The organism is Caballeronia sp. INML2 (assembly GCF_023631365.1).
In the GTDB taxonomy this organism is placed as follows: Bacteria; Pseudomonadota; Gammaproteobacteria; order Burkholderiales; family Burkholderiaceae; genus Caballeronia; species Caballeronia turbans.
In genome coordinates, this window is the sequence record NZ_JALQDH010000038.1 from 73,306 (window position 1) to 96,463 (window position 23,158).

The window sequence follows — 23,158 nt, forward strand, 5'->3', positions numbered from 1 at the left end:
TGCGTCTACCCGTCCGATCCATGCGCGGCCTATGATTCTTGAATTCGAGATGGCGTTCGCGACAGTGAAACGGCTGTTGCGGACGCCCGACAGTGACGAGTCAGCGCGCCGCCGGTGCGTGCGCGAAGAAGGAGACCGACGATGCCCGATTCCGCCGACCGCCCGTTCGGGCAGACACACGACGTGACGAATCAGGCGCCGCCGCTCGTCGGCTACGACGCGTTCGCCTTCGATCCGGCGCTCGCCGCCGCCGTCGAACGGGAAGGCGCGCAATGGCATGCAGAAGCGCTTTCGCGCGACGGCATGGCGCTGACGCAGCCGGACGTGGTCGCGCTGGCGGATCTCGCCAACCGGCACGAGCCGGAACTCGCGACGCATGATCCGCGCGGCGAGCGCATCGACGCCGTGGAGTTTCATCCGGCCTGGCACGAATTGGTGCGGCGTCTGCGGCACGAGGGACTGCACGCGCTGCCGTTCGAGCCGTCCGCGCGCGCCGGATCGATGGCCGCGCGCTGCGCCGGCTACTATCTGCACGGCCAGCTCGAATCGGGCTCGCTATGCCCGATCACGATGACGTTCGCGAGCATTCCGGTCCTGCGCAACGAGCCCGATCTCTTCGCGCGCATCGCGGGGCCGCTGCTGTCGCGTGAGCACGATCCGCGCGACATTCCGCTCGAAGCCGGCAAGCATTCGATGATGATCGGCATGGGCATGACCGAAAAGCAAGGCGGCTCGGACGTGCGCAGCAACCGCACGCGTGCGCGCGCGCTCGGCGCGCCGGGGCGCGGCGGGGCTTATCGGCTGGTCGGTCACAAATGGTTCTTCTCGGCGCCGCAGTGCGACGCGCATCTCGTGCTCGCGCGCACCGCCGACGAAGGCGCCCTGTCCTGCTTCTACGTGCCGCGCTTCGCACCGGACGGCCGCAAGAATGCGGTCCAGGTCCAGCGCCTGAAGGACAAGCTCGGCAACCGCTCGAACGCGAGCAGCGAAGTCGAGTTCTTCGATGCCTACGGCGTGATGATCGGCGACGAAGGGCGCGGGGTGCCGACCATCATCGAGATGGCGAACTTCACGCGGCTCGATTGCGTGATCGGCAGCGCGGCGCTGATGCGCGCGGCGCTCGTGCAGGCGATCCATCATGCGCGGCATCGCAGTGCGTTCGGCGCGCATCTCGTCGATCAGCCGTTGATGCGCAACGTCCTCGCCGATCTCGCGCTCGAATCCGAGGCGGCCACGGTCCTCTTCATGCGGCTCGCCGGCGCATTCGAGCAGAGTGCCGCGCCCGACGGGGCGCTCGCCGAGCGCGCCTGGCGGCGCATCGTGACGCCCGCCGCGAAATTCTGGGTGTGCAAGCGCGCCCTCGAATTCACCGGTGAAGCGATGGAAGTCTGGGGCGGCAACGGCTATGTCGAAACCGCGCCGATGGCGCGTTTCTATCGTGAGGCGCCGGTCAATTCGATCTGGGAGGGTTCGGGGAACGTGATGTGTCTCGACGTGCTGCGCGCGTTCGAGCGCGAGCAGGACGCCGCGCACGCGCTACTGGACGACTGGAAGACGAGCGCGGGCGCAAATCCGGCGCTGGCGGGCGCGCTGTCGTCGCTGGCCGGCATGCTGACGAGCGATCCGGCAGGGCGGGAGGCGTCGGCGCGGCGCATCGCGCAGCAACTGGCCTTATGCGCGCAGGGCGTGCTGCTCGCGCGGCATGCGCCGCAGGAAGTCGCGGATGCGTTCATCCAAACGCGGCTCGGCGATGCGCGCGGCGAAACCGGCCGCGTGTACGGCACGCTGCCCGCGCGCTTCGATCATGCGGCGATCGTCACGCGGGCGTTCGGGGCATGACGGGAAGGTGTCAACGCACGGCCCTTCCGATCTCGCGCATCGGCTCCTCGTTCTCCAGCCGATACACCCACGACAGCAATTCCGCGACCGCCTGATACAGCGCGGGCGGAATGTGCGCGTCGAGATCGACCTGCATCAGCAGCGACACCATTTCCGGCGACTCGTGCACGTACAGGCCCGCTTCCTTCGCGCGCTGCACGATCATTTCCGCGACCATGCCATAGCCCTTCGCGATGACGCGCGGCGTCGCTTCGCGGTTGCCCGCGTCGTAGGCGAGCGCGGTCGCCTGCCTGCGCGTGTACGGCGGATGATCCTGCCCGCTCATGTTTCGCTCCCCTCACCCGCCTGCGGACGAAACAGATGCTCGAGCGGCGAGCGCACCGGTTTTTTCGCGGCGGCATCGTCGCCGGAAAGCGCGAGATCGGTCGTGCCGTCCATCGAGCGCACGGAAAGCGACGCCAGCGCGATGCCCGCCGCTTCGAGCTGCCGCGCGAACGCGGCGCCGTCGGCGGCGAGACGGCGTGCGCCCGTATCGCCCGCCTTGATGCGCGCGACGAGCTTCTCGCCCGCCAGCACGAGCTCGGCGTCGACGGTGCCGAGCGCGGGCAGCGACAGCGTGATCCGCGTGCGCCACGCGCGCTTGTCGCTGGCGTCGGCGGCATCGTCTGCGGTGCGCGGATCGCGCGGCTCGCGGGCCACCTCCCATTCGAAGCGCGTGCCGGGCCACGCCTCGCCCTGCCAGCGGAACTGCTGGTTCGCGAGCACGTCGAGTTGCTGACGCACGACATTGAGCGTCGCCGGATGGATGCCCGCCGCGACCGACGCCTGAAGCGCCGATTCCTGCTGGCTCGGCTGCGCCGTCTGGGCGTTCGCGCCGCCGGCGGCGTTGCCGTTTTGCGAATTCGAAAGCGCCGACGGCGGCGCATCGCGCACCGACGCCGCGAGCGCGGCGGCTTGCTGCGGCGTCTGCGGCGTCGGGACCGGACGCCCGGGGAAGTCGGGCGTATCGGGCGTGAATTGCGGCGCGCGGGCGTCGTCGAGCCATGCGTCGCTGGCTGGATCGAGCGGCAAGGACATTGACCGCGCATCGGCGCGCGCCTGCGGCTCGTTGGCGAGCGACGCTGCGCTGCGCTGGCCCGCGAGCCATTGCACCAGATGCGATTCGTAGAAGAGCCCGCTTTCGTCCACGGTTTTCGCCAGCGCGGCCGCGAGCGCGGCGGCAGGCAGCGGCGGCAGGTTCTGCGTCGCGGCGCGCGCGGCGGCGACGGCGGCGGCGTTGGAAGAGAACGCGGTATCGAAGAGGCCGGTCGTGAGCGCGGCGAAGGCGCTCGCCGGGCGCGGCGGCGTCGGCCAGAGCGGGGCGTCGCCGGTCAGCGCGGGCGTCGCGCCGCCGAATCGCGAGATCGCGTCGAGCGTGCGCGCGACGCTGGAGAACGCGGTTTGCGCCGATGCCGCCGGCGCCGCCGCGCCGCCAGGCGTGCCGGCGGTCTGGAACATGTCCGTTTGCGTCGTCGTCTGCCCGACGCTCGCACCGGTGACGCCGCTGCCGCTCACGCCGTTCGGCGCGCGAATCGCGGACAGAAGGAGCTCGGTGCGGCTGGCGAGCAACGATGCGATCGCGGTATCGAGTCCAGTCATGCCCACATCCTCATATGCGCCACGGCCGGGCGCGGACCGCGCCTAGCGCAATCCGATCATTTTTTTCAGTACGCGCGCCGGGCTGTTGACCGTGAAAAGCGCCGACAGACGCGCGAGGCTCGGCGACGTCAGATCGCGGATCGCGGCGTCGTCGGCGAGAATCTTCTTCACGAGGTCCAGCTTGCGCGCGCGGGCGCTTTCGTCGAGTTCCGAGGCCGAATCCACTTGCTTCAGTTGCTCGACCAACTCGCGGTAGGTGCCTTGCAGCGCCTTCAGCTCGCTCCATTCGCCGCCGCGCGCGGCCACCAGCATCTGGCCGGAAACCGCGGCAATCGCCTCGTAGTGGGCGAAATATTCTTGTGTCGTCTTCATTCTTTTCAGGCAGTCGACGCGCATCCCGTCAAACGGGCGCGGCGGTCATTTGCGCCACTTCCGGTCCAATTCCCACCCAGGCTTCCTCGAGCGTCGCGAGCAGATTGTCGACCTCGACGAGCATCGCCTCGTTCTGCTTCAGATTCGCCTCGAGCAGCCGGCGCGTCATATACGTGTACAGCGCGTCCAGCCGCTGCGCGATCTCGCCGCCCGCATCCTTGTTGAGCGCCTGCTGCAAACCGCTCTCGACGATGCTGATGGCCTTGCTGATCGCCGCGCCGCGTGCGCCGACATTGTTCTGATGCAGGTGCATGCGGGCCTGCGCGATCGCCTGCCGCGCACCCTGGTACAGCATCACGATCAGCCGGTGCGGGCTCGCTCCCATCACTCCTGTCTGCACGCCCACGCGTGCGTAGGCGTTGGCTCCAGCGTGTCCTGGGGAATACATCTCTCGATTCTCCTTATGCGATGCCGCGGCATTCCGCATTTCAAGCGGAACGCCGTGCCTCTCGTCCTGATCCGTGTGCGCCCGGCCAAGCCGGTGCAGGCAGGCGAACCATCGTTCGCCGTGCCGTTATCGGGGTTATCGGAGAAACGCGGCAAAGCTTTAGGAAGCGAGGCTCCAGAGCCGTCGCAAGAATGAAGGGCAGGATCGCGAGAGGGCGGCCGTCAGACGGAGATCTGCATGATGTCGTTGTAGGCCGACACGAGCTTGTTGCGCACCTGCAACCCGAACTGCAGGCCGACGTTCGCCTTCTGCATGTCCACCATCACGTCGTTGAGCGACACGTTCGGCGCGCCGATCTCGAAGGCGTGCGCCTCGCCGAGCGCCTTCGTCTGGTTGTCGCTGATCTTGTCGATGGACGATTTCAGCGCTTCGGAGAAACTGCCGACGCTTGCCGCGCCCGATGTCCCGCTTTGGCCCGAGACGGCGCCCGACGCGCTGGTGGGACCGGACGTCCCGCCGGCGGCTTGCGACGCCAGCGACTGAATGGCCGAGAGCGCGGCGGAAAGCGGATTGATCGGAAAGTTCATGTTGACTCCGGATGACAGGGAATAGCCGGCGGAACGCGTCCGAAGGCGGGACGGCCCGCGCCGCGCGTGGGCGGTGGCCTCGGGTTCGGCGACGCAATTGCGGAGGTTCGCCGAGTACGAAAAAGATTAGCAGCCGGTGATTTTTCAAAGCGCGGGAAGAACGGGGAAAACCCCGCTCTATTCGCCGAATCGACTTGCAATCTTCTGCGGATAATCCCCATCGTGAAAAGTCCTCCACCGCCGCTTACATGGAAAGCGGGAAGCGGCGGGAGGAGAACCTCAGGATTCGGAGCTTCGACGCTAAATGGATACGCCCAACAACTCACTCATCACGCCCGACGCCAGAATGGGCCTGGCGGGCGCACAACCGGGGGCAGCCGGCACGGCCGCGGCCCCGGGACTCGCGGGCGGTGCCGACTTCGGCGGTTTTGCGCAGCGCGTGCCGATGCTCAACCAGTTCCGCTCGAATCCGCGCGTGCCGCTCATCGTGGCCGTCGCGATTCTGGCGATGGTGGTCGCGGGCCTCGTCATGTGGTCGCGCCAGCCGGACTACCGCGTACTTTTCTCCAATCTCTCCGATCGGGACGGCGGCGCAATCGTTGCCGCGCTCCAGCAAGGCAACATTCCCTATAAGTTGTCCGACGGCGGCGGCGCCATTCTCGTGCCGGCCGAGCAGGTTCACGAAACGCGTCTGCGTCTCGCGAGCCAGGGCTTGCCGAAGAGTGGCTCGGTCGGCTTCGAGTTGATGGACAACCAGAAGTTCGGCATCAGCCAGTTCGCCGAGCAGGTCAACTATCAGCGCGCGCTCGAGGGCGAGCTGGAGCGCACGATCGGCGCGATTTCGTCGGTGAAGTCGGCGCGCGTGCATCTGGCGATCCCGAAGCCGAGCGTGTTCGTGCGCGACAAGGAACTCCCGACCGCGTCCGTGATGGTCAACCTGTATCCGGGCCGCGTGCTCGACGAAGGCCAGGTGGTCGCGATCGCCCACATGGTCGCCTCGGGCGTCGCGGACATGCCGGTCAAGAACGTGAATATCGTCGATCAGGACGGCAACCTGCTGACGAGCCAGAGCGCCGCCAGCGGCCTCGACGCGTCGCAACTCAAATACGTGCAGCAGATCGAGCACAACACGCAAAAGCGCATCGACGCGATCCTCGCGCCGCTCTTCGGCGCCGGCAACGCCCGCTCGCAGGTGAGCGCCGACATCGACTTCTCGAAGCTCGAGCAGACCGCCGAAAGCTACGGCCCGAACGGCAACCCGCAAAGCACCGCGATCCGCAGCCAGCAGTCGAGCGAATCGAGCGAAACGACGGGCAGCGGCGCGTCGGGCGTGCCGGGCGCGCTGTCGAACCAGCCGCCGCAGCCGGCTTCCGCGCCGATCGACGCGGCGGCATCGGGCGCCGTCGGCGCGGCGGCGAAGTCCGCGCCGCAGAACCAGCGCCGCGACACGACGACGAACTACGAGGTCGACCGCACCGTGCGCCATTACGAGCAGGCAACGGGCGGCATCAAGCGCCTGTCGGTGGCGGTCGTCGTGAACTACGACAAGAAGGTCGACGCCAAGGGCAACGTGACGATGACCCCGCTCGCCGCCGACAAGCTCGCGCAGGTCCAGCAACTCGTGAAGGACGCGATGGGCTTCGACGAGAAGCGCGGCGACTCGGTGAACGTCGTGAACAGCGCGTTCTCGGCCGATCTGAACGCGGCGCCGGACGTGCCGTGGTGGCGCACCCCGCAGATGATCGCGTGGGGCATCCAGGCGGCGAAGTACGTGGGCATCGGGATCGTCGGGCTGTTCCTGTACTTCAGCATGGTGAAGCCGGCGATGCGCCGCGCCTTCCCGCCGCCGCCCGAGGCCGCGCCCACGCTCGGCGCACCGGATGAGCTCTCGCTGCTCGACGGTCCGTCGCTCGACGGCGCTCAGAAGCTGGAAGACGAAGACAAGGATGCCGAGGTGAGTCTCCTCGGTCATGAAAGCAAGAAGGCCAAATTCGATCGCAATCTCGACTACGCGCGCATGGTGGCGCGTCAGGACCCGAGAATCGTTGCGACCGTCGTGAAGAACTGGGTGTCCGATGAACGCTGAAGGCCTGAATAAAGCCGCCCTCCTCCTGATGTCGATCGGTGAGGAAGAAGCCGCCGAAGTATTCAAGTATCTCGCGCCGCGCGAGGTGCAGAAGATCGGCGCGACCATGGCGGCGCTGAAAAACGTGACGCGCGAGCAGCTCGACAACGTGCTGACCGAATTCGTCTCGGAAGCCGAGCAGCACACCGCGCTGTCGCTCGATTCGAGCGAGTACATCCGCTCTGTGCTGACGAAGGCGCTCGGCGAGACCAAGGCCGGCGCGCTGATCGACCGTATCCTGCAAGGCAGCGATACGAGCGGCATCGAAGGCCTGAAGTGGATGGACTCGGGCGCGGTCGCGGAACTGATCAAGAACGAGCATCCGCAGATCATCGCGACGATCCTCGTGCATCTGGACCGCGATCAGGCGTCGGAAATCGTGTCGCTCCTGTCTGAACGCCTGCGCAATGACGTGCTGCTTCGCATCGCGACACTCGACGGCATTCAGCCCGCCGCGCTGCGCGAACTCGACGACGTGCTGACGACGCTTCTCTCCGGCAGCGACAACCTGAAGCGCGCGCCGATGGGCGGCATCCGCACGGCGGCCGAGATTCTGAACTTCATGTCGAGCAATCACGAGGAAGGCGTCATCGCGAACGTGCGCGAATACGACGCCGAGCTCGCGCAGAAGATCATCGACCAGATGTTCGTGTTCGAGAACCTGCTCGACCTGGAAGACCGCGCGATCCAGCTTCTGCTGAAGGAAGTGGAATCGGAGACGCTGATCGTGTCGCTCAAGGGCGCGCAGCCGGCGTTGCGCCAGAAGTTTTTGTCGAACATGTCGCAGCGCGCGGCCGAACTGCTTGCCGAAGACCTCGATTCGCGCGGTCCGGTGCGCGTGTCGGAAGTCGAGCAGCAGCAACGCAAGATTTTGCAGATCGTCCGCAATCTCGCGGAAAACGGTCAGATCCAGCTAGGCGGCAAGGCGGAGGATGCATATGTCTGATGCTCGCGCGCAGAAGGCTCCGGTCTCGGCGTATCAGCGCTGGGAGATGGCGTCCTTCGATCCCGTCGAGATCAAGGTCGACAACAGCGCGGCGGAACAGGCCGCGCTCGAAGCGCACCTGCGCCGCGTCGAGGAAGACGCACATCAGCAAGGACTCGCGAAGGGGCATGTCGCGGGCCAGGCGCTCGGCTATCAGGCGGGTTACGAGCAAGGTCAGGCGAAGGGTTTCGAGGACGGCCGCAAGGAAGCGCTCGCGCAGGCCGCGCGTCTCGCCGAGATCGCCGATGCGTTCAGGACGGCGCTGCAAGCCGCCGATGCAGCCATCGCGGAGTCGCTCGCCGAACTCGCCATCGACATCGCGCAGCAGGTCGTGCGTCAGCATCTCGCGCTCGATCCGACCGCGCTCGTCGCGGTGGCGCGCGAAGTGATCGCCGCCGAGCCCGAACTGTCGGGCGCGCCTGTGCTCATCGTGAATCCGGCCGACATGCCGATCGTCGATGCCTATCTGAAGGACGAACTCGAGTCCGCGGGATGGACCGTGCGGCCCGATCCGGACGTCGAGCGCGGCGGCTGCAAGGCCCACGCCGCGACCGGCGAGATCGACGCGACGAATGTGTCGCGATGGGAGCGCGTCGTGGCGGCGCTCGGGAGAAGCAAGCCGTGGTGAACCAACGGATTACCCAAGATGGCTTGAGCGCGCTCGAACAGGAAATCGCGCGCGCGTCGTTCGGCCCGCTCGCCGCCGATGAATCCGTCGGCGACGAATCGGCCGAGGCGCTCGCCGCGCGCACCATCGCCGAGCTGGCCCATATCGCCGGCAATCCGCACATCGATGCGTGGCGCGACAAGCTCGACGCGCTCAGGTCGCGCAATGCGATCGCGAAGCCGCTGCGTCCGTGCGGTCGTCTCACGCGCGCGGCCGGTCTCGTGCTGGAAGCGGTCGGCCTGAAGATGGGCGTCGGCTCCGAATGCATGATCGAGCTGCCGCCGGGCAGTGCGATTCCGACCGCCGAAGCCGAAGTCGTCGGCTTCGCGGGCGACAAGCTCTTTCTGATGCCGACGACCGAAGTGGCTGGCCTCTTGCCCGGCGCGCGCGTCTATCCGCTCGAAAGCGCGCCGATCAACGATCCGATGGCGGGCGCGAAGCGCTTGCCCGTCGGCTGGGAAATGCTCGGCCGCGTCGTCGATGCGTCGGGCCGTCCGCTCGACGGCCTCGGCCCGCTCGGCGCGAAAGTCGATGCGCCGTTGTCCGCGCCGGTCATCAACCCGCTCAATCGCGAGCCGATTCACAAGGTTCTCGATGTCGGCGTGCGCGCGATCAACACGCTGCTGACGGTCGGACGCGGCCAGCGCATGGGCCTCTTCGCCGGTTCGGGCGTCGGCAAGTCGGTGCTGCTCGGGACGATGGCGCGCTACACGAGCGCGGAAGTGATCGTGATCGGGCTGATCGGCGAACGCGGCCGCGAAGTGAAGGAATTCATCGAGCAGATTCTCGGTGAGGACGGTCTCGCGCGCTCGGTCGTCGTCGCGGCGCCGGCGGATGTATCGCCCGTGCTGCGCATGCAGGCCGCCGCGTACACGACCTCGCTCGCCGAATATTTCCGCGATCAGGGCAAGCACGTGCTGATGCTGATGGATTCGCTGACGCGCTACGCGATGGCCCAGCGCGAGATCGCGCTCGCGATCGGCGAGCCGCCCGCGACGAAGGGCTATCCGCCGTCGGTGTTCGCGAAGCTGCCGGCGCTCGTCGAGCGGACCGGCAATGGCCCGGAAGGCGGCGGCTCGATCACCGCGTTCTACACCGTGCTGACCGAAGGCGACGACCAGCAGGACCCGATTGCCGATTCGGCGCGCGCGATCCTCGACGGCCATATCGTGCTGAACCGCTCGCTTGCCGAGGCGGGGCACTATCCGGCCATCGACATCGAACAGTCGATCAGCCGCGCGATGACCGCGCTCATCGACGACAAGCATCTCGAGCGCGTGCGTCTGTTCAAGCAGATGCTGTCGCGCTATCAGCGAAACCGCGACCTGATCAACGTGGGCGCGTATTCGAGCGGGCGCGACCCATTGCTCGACCGCGCGATCGCGATGTATCCGCGCATGGAGTCGTTTTTGCAGCAGGGTTTTCGCGAGCAGGCGCCGTTCGAGCCGAGCATCGCGATGTTGAACCAGATGTTCGAATAGTTTTCGACTAGTATCCGAAGCATTCGTCACAAGAAAGCCAAAGACCATACGGGACCGCCACGCCATGTCCAAGAATCTGCCGATCAACACCCTCATCGGACTTGCCGAAGAGGAACTCGACGCCGCCACCAAGAAGCTCGGCAAGCTCCAGCAGGAACGAAACGAGGTCGAGACGCAGTTGAACTCGCTCGTCACCTATCGCGACGAGTACCACGCGCGGTTCACGGCATCGGCGCAGGAAGGCACCACGGCGCAGACGCTGCGCAACTTCCAGGCGTTCGTCGATACGCTCGATGCGGCGATTGCGCAGCAACGCACGGCGCTACTCATGGCCGATCAGCGCATCGAGGCGGCGAAGCCCGACTGGCGTCTCAAGAAACAGAAGCTCGGCAGCTACGAAGTGCTGGCCGCGCGCGGCGAGGCGATGCTCGCGAAAAAAGCCGCGCGCGTCGAGCAGCGCGAATCCGACGAGCACGCCGCGAAGATACTGCGCATGCGCGCCGAGCGTGCCTGAGCCGTTATCCACTTATTGCATTTGAGAGACTCGCATGTCTTCCGTATCCCTTTCCGGCGCGCTGACGGCCGCCACGTCATCGAGCAAGGTCGCGGCGCAGCGCGCGGCGAGCGCGGGCGCGTCGTTCGGCATGACGCTGCAAAGCATCACCGACCGCGCCAATGCCGACGCGCAGGCGGCGCAGGCGCTCGCCGACTCGTCCTCGGACAAGTCGAGCGTGCACGACGCGCCGAAGCCGGATGACAGCGCGTGCGCTGCTGCGTCGAAGAGCGATGACGCGCCGGATACGCAGGCGGCCGCTAAGTCCGATCAGGCGGACGCGTCGAAAGAGGTATCGAAGAATACGGGCAAGACCGACACGGCGGAGGCTTCGAAGCCCGCGGCGCAGACGCCCGGTTCTGCGCCGGATGCAGCTACGGCTGCGGCGCAGGCCAAAGCGCGCGCAGACGCCGCCAATGCCGACGACAGCGACACCGACACCGCCGCGCTCGCCGATCTGACGGACGCCGCCACCGCCGCGACGGCCACCGCTTCGACCGACGACACCAAATCGACCGGCGAGACGCACAAGAGCGGCGACGCGAAATCGCAGGACGCGCTTCAGGCGGCGCTCGCTTCGCTGAACAACGCGCCGCCGAACGCACAGCCCGCGAACGGTTCGTTGACGACGACGGCGCGCGAAGGCGCGAACAGTGAGGATCAAGGCGGTCTTTTCGCCAGGGGCGGAAAGGGCGCGGGTCTGATCGGGGTGGCGAACAACGCGACTGCGGATGCCAAGGCGACGGACGCGACGGCGCTCGCAGTCGCGACGACGCCCGCGGATGCCGCGACTGCCGCGTACAAGCAAGCCGCCGACGCGGCCGCGCACGCGGTGGCGATGCAGACGGCATCGGGGAATTCGGCGGTGTCGAGTCCGCAAGGCGCGATGGCGTCGGCGACGAGCGCGGCGATTGCGCCGCACGTGGGCGCGTCCGGCTGGGACGATGCGTTCAGCCAGAAGGTCGTGTTCCTGTCGAAGGCGGATCAGCAGAGCGCTGAACTGACGCTCAATCCCAGGGATCTCGGGCCGTTGCAGGTGACGTTGCAGGTGTCCGAGAATCATGCGCACGCGCTGTTCGTGTCGCAGCATGCGCAGGTGCGCGAGGCGGTCGAGGCTGCCATGCCGAAGCTGCGTGAGGCGATGGAGGCGAACGGCATCAGTCTTGGGAGTGCTTCGGTTTCGGATGGGTCGGCGTTTGCGCGGCAGTCGCAGCAGGAGAGCGGTCGTGAGCGCTCTGGCTCGAAGGGGGATGCGATGCGAGGCATCGGCGGGGGGGATGGTTCTTCTGTCGCTTCCAGCGTGGGTTTGAATGTGCGGCGCACGGTTGGGCTTGTTGATACGTTTGCTTGAATTTTTTTCGCTGGATCCCGTTTTCTTGTTGGTTTATTAGCGTTGCCCCTGTGCGGGACGGCAGTCACTTTCTTTGCTGCTGCAAAGAAAGTAACCAAAGAAAGCAGCTCGATACGCCCGCGGTCACACGCAGTTTGGCCATGCTTGCCAGGTGACCGTGGGCTGCCTAAGTGTCGCCCTCATAGGACTAACCCGGCTTGGATCGCGCACGGTCTGTCGCCCCGCGTCGCATAGCCAATTGGTTCAGCACCAAATAGCTCCAGCCCGCTTCGCGGCCGACCGGTCCTCAATTCGGTCTGCCCGTACTCTTTTTGCTAACGGCTCTATCTCGCCGCATTGGTAATTCGTTGGTTTCCCTTGCAGACCCTGCGGCAGCGCGTAGCGCTGTGCCGGCGCTATTTCGTGCTGAACCTGTGTCCTTAGAGGGCTAGCTCGTCAGACCGTGTGCGATCCAAGCCCGGTTGGACCTATGAGGGCGACACTTAGGCAGCCCACGATCGGCTGGCAAGCGTGGCCAAACTGCGTGTGACCGCGGGCATATCGAGCTGCTTTCTTTGGTTACTTTCTTTGCAGCAGCAAAGAAAGTGACTGCCGCCCCGCACAGGGGCAGTGCTAATAAACCAAAAAGAAAACGGGATCCGGCGAAAGCAGAAGCAACGCCAAAACCAAACCGTAAAGGCAAAAGCAATCAGATGGAATAACCCCAAAAGCCCCCTCTGTTCGACCCATCGCTTTACACGCCGATAGCCAACAATTCACCCTATCGAAAGAGGCACGCATTCATGGCTACCACGACCGCAAACCAGCAACCCATCGTTCCCGCAAAGAGCGGCAAGCTCAAAAAGATCCTGATCATCGCCGTTGGCGCGATCGTGCTCCTCGGCGCGGGAGCCGGCGGCGCTTACTTCTTCCTCGGCAAGAATCACGGCCCCGCGAAACCGGCGCCCGAACCGCCGCCCGTGTTCTTCCCGCTCGAATCGCTCACGGTCAACCTTCAGTCCGACGACGGCACCATGCACTATCTGCGCGCCGGCCTCACGCTCAAGCTCAAGGACGAAAAGGTCCAGTTGCTCGTCACCGAGCGCATGCCCGAAGTCCGCAGCCGCGTGCTGCTCCTGCTCTCCGGCAAACGCCCCGACGATCTCGCGACCGTCGACGGCAAGAAACAGCTCGCGGGCGAGTTGCGCGCAGCGGTCGAGACCGCGGCGAGCTCGGCCGAGAAGCCGGTGCGCGTCGAAGAGGTGCTGTTCACCGAATTCGTCGTCCAGTAACGCCGCATCAGCGAGTAAAGAGTCATGGGCCACGAAGAGTTCATGTCGCAAGAGGAGGTCGATGCCCTCCTCAAGGGCGTCACCGGCGAAATCGATCAGGAAGCTGACGAGAAAAAGCCCGCCGGCGTACGTCCCTACAACATCGCGACGCAGGAACGCATCGTCCGCGGCCGGATGCCCGGCCTCGAAATCATCAACGACCGCTTCGCGCGCCTCATGCGCGTGGGCATCTTCAACTTCATGCGGCGTTCAGCGGAAATTTCCGTCGGCCCGGTGAAGGTGCAGAAGTACAGCGAATTCACGCGCAACCTGCCGATCCCGACCAACCTCAACCTGGTCCACGTGAAGCCCTTGCGCGGCACATCGCTGTTCGTGTTCGACCCGAACCTCGTGTTCTTCGTGGTCGATAACCTGTTCGGCGGCGACGGGCGCTTTCACACACGCGTCGAAGGCCGCGAGTTCACGCAGACCGAGCAGCGCATCATCAGCAAGCTGCTGAACCTCGTGTTCGAACACTACGCGACGTCGTGGCGCAGCGTGAAGCCGCTGCAGTTCGAATACATGCGCTCGGAGATGCACACGCAGTTCGCCAACGTGGCGACGCCGAACGAGATCGTCATCGTGACGCAGTTCACGATCGAATTCGGCTCGACGGGCGGCACGCTGCACATCTGCATGCCGTACTCGATGATCGAGCCGATCCGCGACGTGCTCTCCTCGCCGATCCAGGGCGAAGCGCTCGAAGTGGACCGCCGCTGGGTGCGCGTGCTGTCGCAGCAAGTGCAGTCGGCCGAAGTGGAGTTGACGGTGGATCTCGCCGAGATTCGCTCGTCGTTCGAACAGCTTCTCAACATGCGCGCGGGCGACGTGCTGCCGATCGACATTCCGGAACAGGTCGTCGCCAAAGTGGACGGCGTGCCGGTCATGGAATGCGGCTACGGAATTTTCAATGGTCAATATGCGCTGCGCGTGCAAAAGATGATCAGCGCGAGCGACACGATGAAGGAAGGTGGATATGAGTGATCTGATGCAGAACGATGCGCCCGGTGCGCAAGAAAAAGGCGACGAGCTCCTTTTGGACGATTGGGCGAGCGCGCTCGCCGAGCAAAACGGCAACGACGCGCCGGTTGCCGCGAGCGCCGGCGTGTTCCAGCCGCTGTCGAAGGCGGCGGCGCCGTCGACGCGCAACGACATCGACATGATTCTCGACATCCCCGTGCAGATGACGGTGGAGCTCGGGCGCACGAAGATCGCCATCCGTAACCTGCTGCAACTCGCGCAAGGCTCGGTCGTGGAACTCGACGGCCTCGCGGGCGAGCCGATGGACGTGCTCGTGAACGGCTGCCTCATCGCGCAGGGCGAAGTGGTCGTGGTGAACGACAAGTTCGGCATTCGCCTGACCGACATCATCACGCCGTCCGAACGCATCCGGAAGTTGAATCGATGAAACGCCTGGCCGTCGCGCTGCTCTGCTGCACGCCTCTTCTTGCCGTCGCCGCCGACATGAACGCGGTGAACCACGCCGCGCAAATCGCCTCGGGCGTCGGCGCGGGCACCGCGGTGCCGTCGCTGGGTTTCGGCGCGGTGCTGCAGACGCTCGTCGGGCTCGTCGTCGTGATCGGCTTCGTGTTCGGCTGCGCGTGGCTCGCGCGCAAGTTCGGCTTTCAGGGCGGCAAGCGCGGCGGTCTCGTGAAGGTGGTGGGCGGCGCATCGCTCGGCAACAAGGAGCGCATCGCGGTCGTCGAAGTGGGCGATACGTGGCTCGTGCTCGGCGCGGGCCCCGGCAACGTGCGGCTGCTGCACACGATGCCCGCCGGATCGGCGGAAGTGGACGGCGTCAGTATGCCGGCGCCGCCGCCGTCCGGGAGCTTCGGCGCGAGGTTCCGCGATGCCCTCGCCGGCGAAGCGAACAAGCGGCTCCAGAAGTTCGTCAAGTAAGTTCGTTCGTTTGACCGATACATCGGGCGCGATCCGCAAGGATCGAACGCCCGATGTTCGTTTACGGCGAGCGCTTCGCAATAGAACGAGTTGGCGCGGGTTTTCCCCTCTTTTCGCGCCATCGTTCGACATCCGCGTGGCCGACAATTCAGCCTATCGAAACAGGCAGGTTTTCATGGCTATCACGTTCGTCATTTTCCAAAGTCAGCGGTTTCTCGATGCCTTCGCAAGCATCGCGGGCAAGCGTCTCAAGCGGTTCGTCGGCGGGAGCAAGTAATGCAGGTCAGTCGCAACATCGTGCGCGGCGTGAAGATCGCGCTGCCGGTCATCGTCGGTCTGATGCCGTATCTCGCGTTCGCGCAGAGCGCGGCGGGCCTGCCGGCCTTCAACACGAGCCCCGGCCCGAACGGCGGCACGACGTACTCGCTCAGCGTGCAGACGATGCTGCTGCTGACGATGCTCTCGTTCCTCCCCGCGATGGTCCTGATGATGACGAGCTTCACGCGCATCATCATCGTGCTGTCGCTGTTGCGCCAGGCACTCGGCACGACGAGCACGCCGCCGAATCAGGTGCTCGTCGGCCTCGCGCTGTTTCTCTCGTTTTTCGTGATGTCGCCCGTGCTCGATCGCGCCTACACCGACGCGTACAAGCCTTTCTCCGAAGGCCAGATCGCGATGGACCAGGCGATGACGCGCGGCGTCGCGCCGTTCAAGCAGTTCATGCTGAAGCAGACGCGCGAATCGGATCTCGCGCTCTTCGCGCGCATCTCGAAGGCCGCGCCGATGAACGGTCCTGAGGACGTGCCGCTGTCGCTGCTCGTGCCGTCGTTCGTCACGAGCGAACTGAAGACGGGCTTTCAGATCGGCTTCACGATCTTCATTCCGTTTCTCATCATCGACATGGTGGTGGCGAGCGTGCTGATGTCGATGGGCATGATGATGGTTTCGCCAACGACGATCGCGCTTCCGTTCAAGCTGATGCTGTTCGTGCTGGTCGATGGCTGGCAGTTGCTGATCGGCTCGCTCGCGCAAAGTTTCGTATCCTGAGGAGACGCCCATGACACCCGAATCCGTCATGACGATGGCGCATCAGGCGATGTACGTCGCCTTGCTGCTCGCCGCGCCGTTATTGCTGGTCGCGCTCGTCGTCGGTCTGGTCGTGAGCCTGTTCCAGGCGGCGACGCAGATCAACGAGTCGACGCTGTCGTTCATTCCGAAGCTGATCGCGGTGGCGGTGACGCTCGTGATCGCGGGACCCTGGATGCTGTCGACGCTGCTCGACTACATGCGCCACGTTTTCACGATCACGCCCGCGATCACGGGCTGACTTTCGCTCGATGTTCTCCGTCACTTACGCGCAACTGAACGGCTGGCTCACGGCGTTTCTGTGGCCGTTCGTGCGCATTCTCGCGTTGATAGCAACCGCGCCCGTGCTGAGCCACATGGCGATTCCGATGCGCGTGAAGATCGCGCTCGCCGCGTTCATTTCGCTGATCGTCGCGCCGACGCTTCCCGCCATGCCTCAGGCGACGGTGTTTTCCGCGGCGGGCGTCTGGATCATCGTCAACCAGTTTTTGATCGGCGCGGCCATCGGCATGGTGATGCAGATCGCGTTCGCCGCTGTCGATGCGGCCGGCGAGTTCATCGGCCAGCAGATGGGCCTTGGCTTCGCGATGCTTTACGATCCGCGCGCGGGCGGCAATGCGGTGGTGGTTTCGCGTTATCTGAATACGCTCGCGATGCTCGCGTTTCTCGTCTTCGACGGGCATCTGCAGTTGGTGAGCGCGCTTATCACGACGTTTCAGAGCGTGCCGATCGAGGCGAATGTCGTCGCGGCGGCGTCGCATGCGCAAGGCTGGCGTGTGCTGGTGGGTTATGGCGGCAGCGTTTTTTCGACGGGGTTGCTGCTCGCGTTGCCAATCGTGGCGGCGTTGTTGATCGCGAATCTCGCGCTTGGGATTCTTAATCGCGCTGCGCCGCAGATCGGGATTTTTCAGGTGGGGTTTCCTGTGACGATGCTCGTCGGGCTTCTTTTGCTCCAGCTTATGGTGCCCAATCTCATGCCGTTTTTTCAGCGGATTTTCGATGGGGGGATTTTGGAGGCGGGAAGAGTGGCTCGAGGGATGTTCTGATGTCCGGCCTGTCAGCGATACTCGTCGATTTCGATCGTGCGGCGCGTGGAAGGCGCAGAAGTGCAAATAGATAACGAAGGTGCGGTTTCAGGACGCATGGAAAGCTGATGTTCGTTTTGCTAATAAACCAACGCCACACGGCGATCCGGCAAAAAACGGCAAAGCAGTCTACCGGCCATCCGCGCGACGCTTTGCGGCCCATTCAACCAGGCCCGCGCCGATACATGCCACAACCTCGCTCCAGTCAGCATGAGACGGCCGCCTCAACAGCCGCATGGTCGGATACCAAGGACTGTCCTCCCGATAGTAATGCCATCGCCAATCGCCATCCGCCGGCAGCATCAACCAAACGGGCTTGCCCAACGCGCCCGCAACATGCGCCACCGACGTATCGACAGTAACGACAACATCGAGCGCAGCGATCGCACTGGCGGTATCGGCCATGCTAGTCAAGAGCACGCCGACATCGTGAAAATTACCCAACCGCGCCGCATACCCCGCCGCTTCCCGCGCCCCCTCGCCCTTCTGAAGACTAAAGAACTCGGCGCCATCGATCGCGAAAAGATCATCGAGCACGGACAGTGACGGCAGCGAGCGCGCCGCGTCGTTCTCGTGGCTCGGTTCGCCCTTGAAGACCACACCGACCTTCACCGCGCTCTCGTGGACTTGCGGCATGCCGGGCACCCCGAAACACGGCGCGCGCAAATAAGGCACCGATTGCGGCAACGCCTCCAGATCGAGTGGCAGAAACACGGGGATCGCGTGCGGATAGACCCAGTAATCGAACGCCGGAAGCACATCGGCCGCCTTTACATCGATGACCACATCCGCTTCTCCCGATGCCTCGAATAGCGAGACGAGCGGCGTCTGACAAACCACGCCGACGCTTGCCGCGCCCGCGCGCTCGCGAAGAATGCGCGCAAAGCGGAAGAAGAAGACTTCATCGCCGAGCCCGAACTCGCTCCAGATGACGATGCGCTTGCCCGCGAGGGGTTCGCCGTTCCACTTCGCGATGCCCGTCGGCGGCTGCGCTTTCGTGCGTCGCTCCCAGCCGAACTGTTCGGCAAGACTTTCGCGCAGCGCGAATCCCTCGTTGAGCCGCCCGCGCGCGATCGTGTGAAGCGCGAGACGAAGGTGTATCAGGTGGTCGTTCGGCATCCGTTCAACGCAACGCGCGAGCAGCGCATCGACACGCTCGGGCTCGCGCCACCGCAAAAGTTCGGCCTTCGCATAAAGAATCACTTCGACGCGGTACGGATAAGCGGCGATGGCTTCCTCGCACGCGGCGATGCACGCCCGTGCGTTTTCCGCGGCGATCATCGCCATCGCGTAATCGCGTGGACTGGCGATGTCGCGCTTACGCATGATGAGTTCGATCGCGCTTTCGGGCGCCGCGTCGGCGATATCGTCGCGAACGAGGACGAGCCGCTCGCATTGCGCGACATGCGAGACCGACTGCGCGAGGTCGAGGATATCGATCGACTGCGACGATGCTTTCGCCGGCTTGCCGATGGTGAAGCGCCACTTGAGCGCGGAGTCGTCATTTGGGGGCACCGTCACGAGCAAATGGCCGCCGGGCTTGAGCAAATCGAGCCATCGCGACAAGGACTGCGCCGGATTGTCCTGCGCGGCAAGACACACGCTCGCGTGAACGAAGTCGAACGACGCGTCGCTCTGACCCGCCATGTGTGACTCGCCTCCGAGCGACGTATTCCACCAGAGCAAGTTCGTCATCCCGGGAAACAGATGGTGTCGTTCCCTAAGCGGACATCGGTCCGGTCCGATGTCGATGCCACTTCCAGTCAGATAGCGCCGCACGAACACCCACTCGCCCGCGCGGCGCTCGATCGTCCTGTTCACCTCTTCCATCGTTAACGCTCTCTTGTGAACGGCTTGGGAATGCTGGGCACATCGGCGCTTTCATTATGGGCAGAATCGCGCCGTCACGCGCGATGCCCGCGGCAGGTTGCACGCTTCGTGAAATCGCGCGCGGACGTTGCCGGAAGCGAAACGCTGTCAGCGGCCGCAATGTACATTGCACGGCCCGGGCGTTTGTGAAATTTCGGCTGAGATGAGCGTTTGGCGAGCGCGAAGACGCGGTCGCGGAGGCGAAAAAAAAGCATCGTCCGACGCCTCGAACGATGCTTCTCCGATGCGAACCGGGCAATCGGCCCGGCTGCGATCAACTCCCGATGTAATCGAACAACGACATCTTCTGAATCTGCGAAAACGCCATCTGGGCCGCCTGCAACGAGTTCTGCGTCAACTCGTACTGGCTGATCGACGAAACCAGATCGATGCTCGTCAGATTCGCAATATCGCTCGCCGTCTGCGTCTGGCTCGTCTGCATCGAGGTCTGCGTCGACTGCACTTCCTGCTCGCGTCCGCCCACCACCGTCTGCGCCGACAGCACGTTGTTGAACGTATTGTTCACCTTCGTGCCCGCGGTCGTCAGCGCATTCGTCAACGCTGCCTGAGCGCCCGGCGATCCCGTCGGCTGCTTGAGCGCGCTCACGATCGTGTCGAGCGTCGCGAAGATGTCGTTGTTGTCGGTCGCCGCCGGCTGCACGGTGAACGAGTCCTTGTCCGCGGGCGTGCCGTCGATCGTCACCTTCTGGCCGCCGAGCGTGATGTCGGTCTTGCCCGTGTACGCCACGTTCGTCGGCAACGTGTTGTCCGGCGGAACCGACGTGATCGAATAGCTCGTCGTCCCGTCCGTCTGCGAGACGGAGAACGAAATCGTGTACTGGCTCGCATTGCCCGGGTTGCTCGTGTCGCTCACGCTCACCGGGCCGATCGTTCCCGTGCCCGAATTCGTATCGGCGGCACGCGACACCGGATCGCTCTCTATCGGCGATACGCTCTGGAAGATCGACAGACCCGTGTCGCCCACGGGAATCGAACGGCCCTCGCTGATCTGCACGCTGCGCTGGCCCTCGTCGCCGGCATAGCTCGCGCCGGTGCCGGACGAATTGTTCGAGAACGGCGCCGTGCCGCCCTTGAGCCCCGAGAAGATGTAGTTGCCGTTGCTGTCCGTGGTGCTCGCAAGGCTGAAGAGCTGATCGCGCAAGCCCTGGATCGTGTTCGCGATCGCCGTGCGGTCCGAATCGGTGAGCGAACCGTCGCCCGCATGCACGATCTGCGTCTGGACGCTCTGGAGCGCGCTGCTCACGCTGCTCAACGTGGCGTCTTCCTGCTGCAGCGACGACAGCGCCGTCGTCTGGTTCGTGCTGTATTGCGCGAGCGCGCCGCTCTTCAACGTGAGCTGCACCGCCTGCGCCGCGCCGAGCGGATCGTCGGATGCGGTGAGAATGCGCTTGCCCGATGAAATCTGCTGATACATCGAGGCGAGCGTGCTCTGCTGGTCGCTCATCGAAGCGACGTTCAGGTTGAAGTACTGGGAACTGGAAATACGCATCGCGTTTAACCTCAGTTGAACATGCCGAGCAGCGACTGGAACAGCGTCGAGGCGGTCTGGATCACCTTGCTGTTCGCTTGATAAAGCTGCTGATACTGAATAAGGTTGGCCGCCTCTTCGTTCAGGTTCACGCCCTGCACCGATTGCTGCGCCGAAGTCGCTTGAGTCAGCAGCGCGGTCTGCGCCGTGCTCGTCGCCTTGAGCTGATTGGTCGTGTTGCCGATCGTGTTGACGTAGTTCGCGTACGAACTCGTCAGCGTGTCGGTGCCGCCGTTGAGCGATTTCGCCGACACCAGGTTCGCCATGGCGAGCGCGTTGCTGCCGTCGCTCGTGCCGCCCTTGTTCTGCGCGATCTTGAACGCGTCGTTGTCCTTAGGCGTGCCGCTGATGGTCGCGGAAACGCCATTCGCCGAGACCGTCATGCCCTTCGTCGCATCGTAGGGAATGGTCTGGCCGATGGCGTAGCTGGTCCCGTCGACGGTCACCGCCACGTCCGACGTGAAGCCGTTCGCCGTCGCGCTGTAGGTCAGGTTGATGTCCGACGACATCGCGTTCTGCGTCACCGTCGCCGACGAAATCGACGCCGTGCCGGTGTTCGTGCTTGCCGCCGACGTCACCGCGGGCGACGCCGCCGCGATCGCCGCGCCGTTGCTCGTCGTGAGCTTGAAGTTGTCGAGCGCGGCGCGTGTCGGCTGGATCGTGAACGAGTCGCCCTTCTGCACGCCGGTCAGCGAAGACACGTCGATGTTCAGGCCGTTGATTGTCTTCTGCGTTTCCGTGGCCGGATCGATCGAACCGAGCTGCTGTCCTGTCGCCGGGTCCGTCACCGTGTACTTGCTGCCGTCGTAGGTGACGGTGAAATCGTTGGCGGGCGGCTGCGTGCCGTCGACGATCGTCGCGGTCGGCGTGCCAGTCCCCTTGTTGCGCGCGTTGGCGATGATGTTCGGATCGCTGGTCGCGAACAGCTTGCCGCCGGGCTGGCCGCTCAGGTCGAGGCCGAGCGCGTTCTGACCGTTCAGCTGGCTGGCGAAGCTCGTCGCGATGGCGCCGAGTTGCGCCTGCGCCGGGTCGAGCGTCTGCGTGCGGAAGTCGATGAGGCCGCCGATCACGCCGCCGGTGAGCGCCGAGCTATCGACGTATTGCGTGTTTGCGGCTGTCGGCGTGGTGCCGTCGCGGCTCTGGAACGCGACCGCGAGTTCGCTCGGATCGGACGCCGAAGGCACCGCTTGCAGCCCGTATTGCGTATTGCCGACGACGAGCGGCTGCCCGTTGCCGATGAAAACGTTGTAGTTGCCGTCCTGCTGCACGACCTGCACGCCGATCATCGAGCTGAGGTTGGTGACGAGCTGATCGCGCTGATCGAGCAACTGGTTCGGCTGCTGGCCGCCCGCGCTGGCGATGTTGATCTGCTTGTTGAGATCGGCGATCTGTTGCGAGTAGCTGTTGATCTGCGAGACGGCGCTCGTCAGTTGGGTGTTGACGCTCTGACGCAACTGGTCGTATTGCTCGCCGGCCGAGTTGATCTGATCCGCGAGCGTCTGGGCGCTGCTCATCAGCGACTGGCGCGCGGCGGCGCTGCTCGCGGAGTTCGCCACCGACTGCAGGCCGGAAAAGTAATTGGTGATGCCTTGCGCGATGCCTTTGGTCGGATCGCCCACGAGATTGTTCAGTTGCGAGATCAGCGAGTAGTACGTGCTCGCCGCGCTGCTCGACGCTTGCGTGTTGTTCACTTGCGTCGTCAGGTACTGGCTGTACTGACGCGTGACGGTGACGGCCTGCACGCCGTTGCCGAGATAGCCGGAGCCTGTGAACTGGCCGGAAGACTCCTGATACGAAACCTTCTCGAGCGTATAGCCCGGCGTCGCGGCGTTGCTGATGTTCTGTCCCGTGGTCGTGAGGCCCCATTGGGCTGCGTTCAGACCTGAAAGACCAATGCTGAAAATGTTATTGGACATGCGTTGAATCCTGGTGAGGCGGCGTTGGATCGGGCGCTGCCGCAATGGCTGATTTGTTTATCGGCGGATTGCCGGGGAAGTTGAGGGTTTGTTCTTCGTTTGCCGGCGCGTGCGCTTGGCGCGATGGGGCCATTATCGGAGGGGTTTCGCAATGGCTATTGCGCGAAGAGCGAGGGGTTTATGGGTTATTTCTTTGGTTTTGCTTCTGCTTTCGCCGGATCCCGTTTTCTTGTTGGTTTATTAGCACTGCCCCTGTGCGGGGCGGCAGTCACTTTCTTTGCTGCTGCAAAGAAAGCAACTGTATTGAGAGTCAAGTGCTGGGTCACAAGTGATCGTGATGTGGGGGATTCCAGGGGGTGCGATCGCGCATCATGGCGTTGAGCTGAGTAAGGAGCTTG

At 64.6% G+C, this 23,158-nt stretch carries 23 protein-coding genes; 14 read left to right on the top strand and 9 right to left on the bottom strand.

Annotated features, from left to right (window positions below; all coding sequences use genetic code 11):
• Positions 1-141 precede the first annotated feature (141 nt).
• Complete coding sequence (locus tag NCT32_RS13245; RefSeq protein WP_250490390.1) at positions 142-1,839, top strand: isovaleryl-CoA dehydrogenase; 1,698 nt, start codon at positions 142-144, stop codon at positions 1,837-1,839.
• A 10-nt stretch (positions 1,840-1,849) separates the two neighbouring features.
• Here the strand turns inward: NCT32_RS13245 and NCT32_RS13250 are convergent, their stop codons facing one another.
• From NCT32_RS13250 to fliE, 5 genes are all read right to left on the bottom strand, one after another.
• Positions 1,850-2,164, bottom strand: a complete 315-nt coding sequence (locus NCT32_RS13250; protein WP_061120256.1) for an EscU/YscU/HrcU family type III secretion system export apparatus switch protein — start codon at positions 2,162-2,164, stop codon at positions 1,850-1,852.
• Entirely contained in the window at positions 2,161-3,477 is a 1,317-nt protein-coding gene (locus tag NCT32_RS13255) for a flagellar hook-length control protein FliK (RefSeq protein ID WP_250490391.1), read from the bottom strand. Before NCT32_RS13255 ends, NCT32_RS13250 begins: the two co-directional genes overlap by 4 nt.
• Positions 3,478-3,519: 42 nt before the next feature.
• Complete coding sequence (locus NCT32_RS13260) at positions 3,520-3,849, bottom strand: flagellar protein FliT (protein ID WP_061120326.1); 330 nt, start codon at positions 3,847-3,849, stop codon at positions 3,520-3,522.
• 28 nt (positions 3,850-3,877) lie between these two features.
• The gene (fliS, locus tag NCT32_RS13265; protein ID WP_250477197.1) at positions 3,878-4,297 is read right to left on the bottom strand and encodes a flagellar export chaperone FliS; all 420 of its coding nucleotides are present in this window, start codon (positions 4,295-4,297) and stop codon (positions 3,878-3,880) included.
• A gap of 221 nt (positions 4,298-4,518) precedes the next feature.
• The gene (gene fliE / locus NCT32_RS13270; protein WP_250477198.1) at positions 4,519-4,884 is read right to left on the bottom strand and encodes a flagellar hook-basal body complex protein FliE; all 366 of its coding nucleotides are present in this window, start codon (positions 4,882-4,884) and stop codon (positions 4,519-4,521) included.
• A gap of 304 nt (positions 4,885-5,188) precedes the next feature.
• Between fliE and fliF the strand changes: the two genes are divergently transcribed.
• The 13 genes from fliF to fliR all read left to right on the top strand — a co-directional run bounded on the left by fliF (position 5,189) and on the right by fliR (position 17,387).
• The gene (gene fliF / locus NCT32_RS13275) at positions 5,189-6,970 is read left to right on the top strand and encodes a flagellar basal-body MS-ring/collar protein FliF (protein WP_061120252.1); all 1,782 of its coding nucleotides are present in this window, start codon (positions 5,189-5,191) and stop codon (positions 6,968-6,970) included.
• Positions 6,960-7,955 carry a flagellar motor switch protein FliG gene (gene fliG, locus NCT32_RS13280; RefSeq protein ID WP_061120251.1) on the top strand — a complete coding sequence of 332 codons (996 nt, stop codon included), beginning with the start codon at positions 6,960-6,962 and terminating at the stop codon, positions 7,953-7,955. The genes fliF and fliG overlap by 11 nt, the downstream gene beginning before the upstream one ends.
• Positions 7,948-8,622, top strand: coding sequence for a flagellar assembly protein FliH (fliH, locus tag NCT32_RS13285; RefSeq protein WP_061120250.1), 675 nt, complete (start codon positions 7,948-7,950; stop codon positions 8,620-8,622). Before fliG ends, fliH begins: the two co-directional genes overlap by 8 nt.
• A complete protein-coding gene (fliI, locus tag NCT32_RS13290; RefSeq protein ID WP_284503699.1) occupies positions 8,577-10,142 on the top strand; it encodes a flagellar protein export ATPase FliI in 1,566 nt (521 codons plus the stop codon). Before fliH ends, fliI begins: the two co-directional genes overlap by 46 nt.
• A 64-nt stretch (positions 10,143-10,206) precedes the next feature.
• A complete protein-coding gene (gene fliJ / locus NCT32_RS13295) occupies positions 10,207-10,656 on the top strand; it encodes a flagellar export protein FliJ (protein ID WP_061120249.1) in 450 nt (149 codons plus the stop codon).
• Between the two features lie 34 nt (positions 10,657-10,690).
• Complete coding sequence (locus tag NCT32_RS13300; RefSeq protein WP_250490392.1) at positions 10,691-12,046, top strand: flagellar hook-length control protein FliK; 1,356 nt, start codon at positions 10,691-10,693, stop codon at positions 12,044-12,046.
• Positions 12,047-12,828: 782 nt separating this feature from the next.
• Complete coding sequence (gene fliL / locus NCT32_RS13305; protein WP_061120247.1) at positions 12,829-13,317, top strand: flagellar basal body-associated protein FliL; 489 nt, start codon at positions 12,829-12,831, stop codon at positions 13,315-13,317.
• 24 nt (positions 13,318-13,341) lie between these two features.
• The gene (gene fliM / locus NCT32_RS13310; protein WP_061120246.1) at positions 13,342-14,340 is read left to right on the top strand and encodes a flagellar motor switch protein FliM; all 999 of its coding nucleotides are present in this window, start codon (positions 13,342-13,344) and stop codon (positions 14,338-14,340) included.
• A 4-nt stretch (positions 14,341-14,344) separates the two neighbouring features.
• Positions 14,345-14,764: a flagellar motor switch protein FliN gene (gene fliN, locus NCT32_RS13315; RefSeq protein WP_371881045.1), complete on the top strand. Its 420-nt coding sequence runs from the start codon at positions 14,345-14,347 to the stop codon at positions 14,762-14,764.
• On the top strand, positions 14,761-15,255 hold the full coding sequence (gene fliO / locus NCT32_RS13320) for a flagellar biosynthetic protein FliO (RefSeq protein ID WP_250490393.1): 495 nt from the start codon (positions 14,761-14,763) through the stop codon (positions 15,253-15,255). The genes fliN and fliO overlap by 4 nt, the downstream gene beginning before the upstream one ends.
• A gap of 276 nt (positions 15,256-15,531) precedes the next feature.
• On the top strand, positions 15,532-16,302 hold the full coding sequence (fliP, locus tag NCT32_RS13325; protein ID WP_250477201.1) for a flagellar type III secretion system pore protein FliP: 771 nt from the start codon (positions 15,532-15,534) through the stop codon (positions 16,300-16,302).
• 10 nt (positions 16,303-16,312) lie between these two features.
• Entirely contained in the window at positions 16,313-16,582 is a 270-nt protein-coding gene (fliQ, locus tag NCT32_RS13330; protein ID WP_008352562.1) for a flagellar biosynthesis protein FliQ, read from the top strand.
• Positions 16,583-16,592: 10 nt separating this feature from the next.
• Positions 16,593-17,387 (top strand): flagellar biosynthetic protein FliR, encoded by a 795-nt coding sequence (gene fliR, locus NCT32_RS13335; RefSeq protein ID WP_250477202.1) that lies wholly within the window; start codon positions 16,593-16,595, stop codon positions 17,385-17,387.
• A gap of 168 nt (positions 17,388-17,555) precedes the next feature.
• On the opposite strand, the gene NCT32_RS13340 is transcribed toward fliR, so the two are convergent.
• From NCT32_RS13340 to NCT32_RS13355, 4 genes are all read right to left on the bottom strand, one after another.
• Positions 17,556-19,256 (bottom strand): class I SAM-dependent methyltransferase, encoded by a 1,701-nt coding sequence (locus NCT32_RS13340; protein WP_250490394.1) that lies wholly within the window; start codon positions 19,254-19,256, stop codon positions 17,556-17,558.
• Between the two features lie 313 nt (positions 19,257-19,569).
• Positions 19,570-20,805 carry a flagellar hook-associated protein FlgL gene (flgL, locus tag NCT32_RS13345; RefSeq protein ID WP_250490395.1) on the bottom strand — a complete coding sequence of 412 codons (1,236 nt, stop codon included), beginning with the start codon at positions 20,803-20,805 and terminating at the stop codon, positions 19,570-19,572.
• A gap of 11 nt (positions 20,806-20,816) precedes the next feature.
• Entirely contained in the window at positions 20,817-22,760 is a 1,944-nt protein-coding gene (flgK, locus tag NCT32_RS13350; RefSeq protein ID WP_250490396.1) for a flagellar hook-associated protein FlgK, read from the bottom strand.
• Positions 22,761-22,945: 185 nt separating this feature from the next.
• Positions 22,946-23,158: hypothetical protein (locus NCT32_RS13355; RefSeq protein ID WP_250490397.1), on the bottom strand; the 213-nt coding region annotated here is incomplete at its 5' end.